4 protein-coding genes are annotated in these 7,321 nt (G+C 47.2%); all 4 read right to left on the bottom strand.

What is annotated here, in order from left to right; genetic code table 11:
- Positions 1 to 45 precede the first annotated feature (45 nt).
- Genes QVO39_RS00930 through QVO39_RS00945 form a run of 4 tightly spaced genes read right to left on the bottom strand, consistent with a single transcriptional unit; the run spans position 46 to position 7,116 of the window.
- The gene (locus QVO39_RS00930) at positions 46 to 1,062 is read right to left on the bottom strand and encodes a PorV/PorQ family protein (protein WP_288171307.1); all 1,017 of its coding nucleotides are present in this window, start codon (positions 1,060 to 1,062) and stop codon (positions 46 to 48) included.
- A gap of 14 nt (positions 1,063 to 1,076) precedes the next feature.
- The gene (locus QVO39_RS00935; RefSeq protein WP_288171309.1) at positions 1,077 to 3,860 is read right to left on the bottom strand and encodes a S8 family serine peptidase; all 2,784 of its coding nucleotides are present in this window, start codon (positions 3,858 to 3,860) and stop codon (positions 1,077 to 1,079) included.
- A 23-nt stretch (positions 3,861 to 3,883) separates the two neighbouring features.
- Positions 3,884 to 5,488: a BACON domain-containing protein gene (locus tag QVO39_RS00940; protein WP_021902626.1), complete on the bottom strand. Its 1,605-nt coding sequence runs from the start codon at positions 5,486 to 5,488 to the stop codon at positions 3,884 to 3,886.
- 26 nt (positions 5,489 to 5,514) lie between these two features.
- On the bottom strand, positions 5,515 to 7,116 hold the full coding sequence (locus QVO39_RS00945) for a BACON domain-containing protein (RefSeq protein ID WP_021902627.1): 1,602 nt from the start codon (positions 7,114 to 7,116) through the stop codon (positions 5,515 to 5,517).
- Between the last annotated feature and the right edge of the window lie 205 nt (positions 7,117 to 7,321).

Consider the following 7,321-nt stretch of genomic DNA (forward strand, 5'->3'; position numbering starts at 1 on the left):
CATAGCGATTGAGGCCCTTTCCTTATACTACAGTAGTCACTGCTTTTAGTAGACAAAAGTCTTAGAAGTGTCCCGTGTCTTGCCTAGGTCAAAAGAGAGTCCCACACCAAATTGGTTGAAAGCTCTATCCTGAGTACATAAGCGGTAGCTAAGATTGAGGTCAATTCGCTCCAGTAAGTGGTAGCCAACGCCCATAGATAGATAGCTCATGTGATTGGTGAAAGCACCACCAAGACGCATACTCAAACCTTTGTGATAGGTTAGGCTGAGACCACCACCAGCGGTATATACTTTTGACTTGAGAGGTTGCAGTACGTAGTCGGCAGAAACCATACCTTGTAGCAACCAATCGGAGCATAGCTGATAAGCAGCATCGCCCGAGAAGGTCACGGAGCCAGGCATACGGTACTTTCCACCTGCCTTGCCATACTGTACCAATCCACCAACATTACGAAGAGCTAGTGACCAATGGGTAGGCACCACTCCATTAATGGCTTGTGGGGCATAACCAACTCCGATACTTCCGCCACCAGTATAGGCGATCTTATTGATCTGCGACATGACGAAGTGGCCAATAGCATAGGCACTCCACGCATCGCTTATCTGTATAGCATACCCTAGGTCTACAGAAAGGTCTCTAGGAGTGAGCATACGTCCATCACCATAATGATTGGAGGTAAGAATCTTGGGGCTATGTGCATAGCGTGCACCCACGAGGATCGCATGTCGCTTTATCCTCCAGCCTAGCGAAAGGGCATTGTACACACTTCTACCAGTATTAAATTCAATCTCCTCATTGGGCAGATACTTAGTGGTCCAAGAGGCTGTAATCCCCTTCACATCATTACGAAAGATAGAGGTGGGCGAAGTATAGATATAGTGTGTCCGTCCATAACTTGCCCCAGCTCCTACCCCCATACTCTCTGAAAAGAGGTCATAATTGTGTCGCACAAAAGAGAGTGTTGGCGACTCCTGGGCGGTAGCGTTACTCGTGAGCCCCATGATCAGCAATAGGCCGAAGAGACTTGCCACAGCCTTAGCTTTGCGATATCTATTCATCATACGATAAGTATTCATCAATATTTAACAAACTTACGGTAATAGCTCTCACTACCACTCTTCACTACCAAGGTATATACCCCACCCGACAACTGCCGCACATCCAACTCTACTTCACGAGCCCCGAGTGCTGTATCGGTAGGATTGGGCACTTGCTGTCGTAGCACCTTGGTACCTTCACCATTCACTACCGATAGCTCTACATCCTTCATGCCATTATTGAGCAATACATGGAGCACATCATAGGTAGGGATAGGGTACACGTGATAGACAATATCACTATCCACCACTCGTATATTGATGGACATATAGAGGTCGGCACCTTGGCTATCCACAGCCTTCAGCTGTACAGTAGACTTACCCAACTTGGCTGGATTAATCGTGAGGATAGATCCCTTGAGCTGACTCCTGAGTGCTTCAGTATTGGCACCAGAGGTAATCTCATACGAAACCTCGTGCCCATCGGGGTCATTGACATACTTAGAGAGATCCAACTCAATAGCTGGCTTCCCAAGAGTAAGGAATAGGGTCTTAGGCAGTGGCGTAGTCATCACTGGAGCAGAGTTGGCATACACTTCAAACGAGAAGGATTGGGTGGCAGTGGCACCAAACTCATCGGTTACCTTGAGCACAAATTCATGAACTCCTATGGCACCACGTGCAGAGAGGTGTAGGATCAGTTCGGTATCGCTCACTTCCTCAATCCGTACTCCCGTATGATTGCCAGAGAGACTATAAGTGACCTTGTGCCCCTCAGGGTCATTCAAGAGTACTTTGATCTCTGCTTGCTCAGTACCCGTCACACGATGCTGACCTTCGCTTACCACCTCAATCTTTGGTGGCTGATTGAGCAGCGTCTTACCGGATACAAAGGCGGGCTCTGAAAGATTGCCCCATCTATCTTGTGCCACAATGGCGTAGTGATACTCGTGATCAAGCTTCAGATTCTTGAAGAGCACTTGTATCTCGTCGCCAGGCTCATAATTGAGTCCAAAGATACGACGCGACTTGGCACCCTTATAATTATCTTTAGTCAGAGCCTTCTCATCGTCGGAGTAGATATAGTAGTAGGTAGCTGTACGATCATCACCATCCTTCACCGCACCAAAGCAGAGGGTCTGGGCAGTATACTGAGCCTCAATCTTCACTTCAGCTACAGCCTGAGGAGCTTGCTTTTGATTACGATCCAAGGCACGAGCAGCATCGAGATATCCCTTGCCCAATACCCCTTCAAAGCCAGGGTTGATAGCATCAATATCAGCTGGTCGCAGAGCGGTAAGAAGCTGTTGCTTACACTCTTCATTGGTAAAGCCTGAGCCACCAAAGTGAGAAACAATCAGGGCAGTCACACCACTTACGTGAGGGCAAGCCATAGAGGTGCCTTGCATAAATTCGTAGTGGCTATTGGCCTGCACGATCTTACCACTCTCATCCTTTTGAACCCGCACAGAGGTGCTATAGATTTGTCCGCCTGGGTAGTGCATATCACCACCTGGGGCAGTGATGTCTACATACTCGCCTCTATTGGTATAGTAGGCCTTCTTCCAATCGGGTGCCATAGCTGCCACAGCGACTACTTCGCCGTAAGCAGCGGGGTAAACGATATCATCCGAGCTCTCGTTACCTGCAGCAAAAAGCACCACACCACCCTTCATAGGCGAATCGGGTAGCTGATTACCATCATTGTCGCAACCAGCATAGTCGATAAAGTAATCGATTGCGGCCTTGAGCGAAGGTGCTAGGAACTTAGCCCCGCCCCAAGAGTTTTGGCTGATGACTGCTCCGTGGTTGGCAGCATAGACAAAGGCTTGCTCAAAAGCCTGTCCCTTACCACCATGTCCGAAAGCATCGCAAACCATCACACGCACTCCAGAGTTGGGGGTACCGTTACCACCAGCAATACCAGAGACACCAATACTATTATTATTGACCGCAGCGATCACACCAGCAACGTGCGTACCGTGAGCGTCAAAAGCGATATCGGCATTGCCATCGGCAAAGTTGTAACCGTGGATATCACCCACATACTTATCACCAGCAACCCCTGGCTTAGGGTTGACCCAGATATTTTGCTTCAAGTCCTCATGGTCGTAGTAGACACCACCATCAATCACCGCAACGATCACATTGGGCTTACCTACCTCCTTTTGCCACGCCTCAAAGAGGTTGAGGTCGGCACCTTTGAGAGACTTTAGACCACTACCATTATTGAAATAGTGCCACTGCTTTGGCAGCATAGGGTCATTGAAAGGATAGGTCACCTGGTCAGGACGTACGGGATCAAAGTCAATTGCACGCAAGTTGGCACCGAAGAATAGCGGTGGCTCCTGATCCATCTGTCGGTAGATAGGTACCTGCTCCACAATCTCCACGCCGGGCAATTGCTTTACCTCTTCCAGAGCCCTTGTCTGGGTTCCCTTGGACTTTGTTGACTCATCGAGCACGATATCGTACCATAGATGCAATCCTGCTCTACGCATACGCTTTTCGAACTTAGGATCAATAGGGAAGAGAGGACGAACCTCCACAGCCCCTATCTCTTTTAGGCACTCGGTTAGCTCTGGTACATTGGTCTCCCAGTCACCATCAACAGATGCTCTTAGGCTTCGCTCTCCTACGCGAGTTTGGTACGTTTCGCTCAGCTTTACTCTCACGATATTGGTGAGAACGCCCTCAGCAGGCACCACCTCTGTAGGCTTTTCACTTGGCACCTCCATAGCACCCCCTCGCTCACTGGTACAGCTAGCTGCACCAAGGAGCAAAGAAGTAAGGGCTATGAGGAGAAATAGTCTATTTTTCATTGTCGTCATACTATCTACAGAAGTTATCTACCCACGTAATTCTTGCCAACGGCGACACCCTGCTTAATCACAGGTAAAGATAGCTTTTGGCTATTCTTTCCAGCGTGGTATGGGAGCATAAAGAGTACAAGGGATGGATCCTCAGCACCTTCAAAGTGAGCAAACTTCACTCTCAGTTGCAAGCCCTTGGTATCATTGATGAAGACATCAAATTGGTTTTGGTCGTCTGTCTTGCCCTTGTACTTGAAGCCCTCCTGCTCCATCAAAGCAGAGAATTCCTCAGTGATATAGAAGTGACCATTATTCTCGTAATATACGAGGTTGAAGTCGTACCACTCCTGCATCATACCTATAAATTCGCCTGGCTTCTCATCTTTATACGTAAAGTAGTAGTTACGATACTTTATCTCCTTGCTCTTTGGCACCTTATAGGCGATAAAGGCGAGACTATTTTCAGTATCATATTGAGAGGTAGAGGCATCGTAAACACCACCATTCTTCGCCTCATAATCCTCCACTTTGGCATAGTCAGAGCCAAATGGCACCTCAGGGTATGGGAACTTGGCGAAGGTAGGATACTTCTCCTTTTGCTTAGGGATATAGGAGTAAAGCACGTGAGGATTGAAAGCATAGTTACGCTTCACCTCTGCCAACACGCGCTTTTCAGGGTGATAAAGCTCATTATCGCCACGCTTCTCAGAAAATCCTGCATCGGTAAGTCCCTTGATAATGATATCATAAGCCTCATCGCTCATCACTTCATCACCTTCTTTATTGAAAGTGCGATAAGGCTCAGCAACGTCCATCTGGGCATACTCTAGGATACCACGGGTGGAGAAGGTATAGCTCATACGAGAGATAAGTGGGCTAATGGTATTGAAGTCGATAAACTTAGAGCCAGTAATTGCTGCCACCATACTCTTACGCTCTAGCTCAAAAGCAGTGACGATACTCTTGGTGCCAAATTCGAAGTCGATAAATGGTAGCATAAATAGAGGCCACTCCTTTTGAGTTACCGTGATAGTAGCTGTAGTGGCTACGCCCTCTACTTGGAAAAGGAGTTCTGCTGTACGCTCTTTACTAGCATTGGTCTCAGCATCCTTATTATTAGTTACAGAGAGCTTGATCTGGTTTTTCCATGGGAAGGCGGTCACCTTGAGCCACTCTTCACTACTTGTGACACTCCACTTTTCACCATTGAGGCGTACACTCACTTCGCTCTCATACTCCCAAGGCTCTAGGATAATATTCTCAGGAGCAGTCTGTACGAAGATAGGGCTACCCTCTTGAGTCACTGTCAACTGATGCACAGCGTCTCCAGCTTGGATCATCACCATTGCCTTGCGGCTTGTGATCTGACTATTGGCATCATAAACAAGTTTGATAGAGCCTTCCTGAGGGATAGCAGTGACCCAATCCCGGTTGGAGACAGCCACTACTTGCTCCTCATTGCTCTTCACATCTATAATCTTCTCACCTGCCTCCTTAGGCAATTGGATAACGTCACTTGCTACCTCAATCACTGAGGGTTCATCCACCGCAGCTTGTGGTGTACAAGCCCCCAAAGCGAACATGGCTACGAGGAGCGATAGGAGAGAGGACTTTATAAAGTTGTTTACTGTATTCATAATATGAGTATGGTAATATATATGATTTATCTATTCTTTCTACATTTTTGTTGGTTGCTCTCAACACTCAATGAGTGAGATACAAGTCTAGTTCCAGGATTGACCTGCACCACTAGCACAGGCTTTGGATCGCCAAAGAACTTAAACCACTGCACCGCCATGGTGAGGTTGCGCTCCTTGGAGATAAAGACATAGACTTGCTCCAAAATATTGTACTCTACAAATTCAAAGCCCTCTTGCTTGGCTAGTGCCTTAAACTCCTCAGTGAGTAGGTTATTGTATCCTTTATAATTCCAGCAAGCTCGTTCGGTCTGTGTAAAGAATTGACGAGTACGCTCAATGGTGATATTGCCATCTTTGTCTTTGTGAAGGAAGTAAAGTCGGCCATCGGCTCCATATTTACCAGGCTCACACTCAAACTCCATCTCATCTACAGACTCAATCTCATCATCGCTATAGGGGTAGATCATCTCTCCCCCATGGGCTGCCTCATAGGCCTTTACGCCTTCCACCCCAAGGTGAAAATCAGTAAATCCAAGTGGTAGCTCATCAAAGGTTGGATACGCCTTAGATTGCTTAGGGGTATAAGTAAAGAGGAGGTGAGGAGTATTCTTGAAGTAAGGCTTGATCTCCACCTCTAGGTTGCTCATCTCGGCATGCTGAAAGTGATTCTCACCCAGCTCTACTGTAAAGCCAGATTGATTGAGGAACTCCACCAATTGCTGACGCTCTGAAGGACCTGTAAGGATACGGGTAGAAGAGGCATCCAGCTGAGCATAGAGGTAAGCACCACCCTCGTAGATGGTGTAGCTCACACGTGGAAAAGCGACACTCGTGGTGGTGAAGTCAAAGAAACGCTCATGGGTAAACTCAATGGTTCCACCTCGCTTCTCTTCGAACGCTTGAATATCTTGTCGGGTAGCCGACTCAAAGTTCATATAAGGTAGGAGAAAGTAGCTGATACCACTCTGTACCACAGAGACCTCGTGTGCCACGGTTTCGTCGGCACCCATACTGATCAGTATCTTACCCACCCTAGGCTCGCGGCTTCTAGTAGGTTGTACTTTAACCTCCATTTTATATGCCGAGGGGAGTGCTGTCACCTCAATCCACTCCTCCTGGCTTTCGGCTTTCCAATCGTCGTTATTGGTGATCACGTCAATGGAGTATAAACCACCAAACTGATCCACATTCAGTTCTTCAAGAGAAGTCTCCACCTTGGGAGTAGCTTTTGCTTGAATAATGGTCAATTGCTTTTGGCTCTTACCAGATTTGACCACCACACTGCCACGGCGCTCCTTTGGCTGGAGGTTGTCCTTCACTGAGATCTCTAAGACCCCATCTCTATTCTTAGCAGTAATCCAAGGGTTAAGTGAGTAGCACTGCCATGCTCCTGAGGTGCTCTGCACCTGTACGTCGTGGGAAGAAGAGTGGTTCTCAAAGGAGAGAATACCACTTTCCGAAAGCTCAATAGTCGCCAACTCATCCATGTACCCTTCGCTAGTACAGCTAGGCATTACTAGGAGACTGCATAGGCATGCCACAAAAGCCCATGTCGATAGCCTCTTGTAATGTGAATGAAGGAGCCGTTGCCACTTCAGCAATTCATAGTTTGAAAAAGACTTCATCTGTTTAGTGCAATAATAGTATGTAATTATAAAATAAGTAATATGCTCATTAGGTCGTAGGTTATTTTCTAAAACGTCCCACAATATTACTTATTTTTCTCCAAACTAAATACCCCACAGCACCCTTTTTTTAGGGGTTACGCATTAGGCTGGTCTTATCGTATGATTTTTAAGGGGTGTCTATGAGTAAGGACCTCGGCAGAGG

Origin of the sequence: Porphyromonas sp. CAG:1061, from assembly GCF_000435035.1 — a bacterium.
GTDB classification, from domain to species: domain Bacteria; phylum Bacteroidota; class Bacteroidia; order Bacteroidales; family Porphyromonadaceae; genus Porphyromonas_A; species Porphyromonas_A somerae.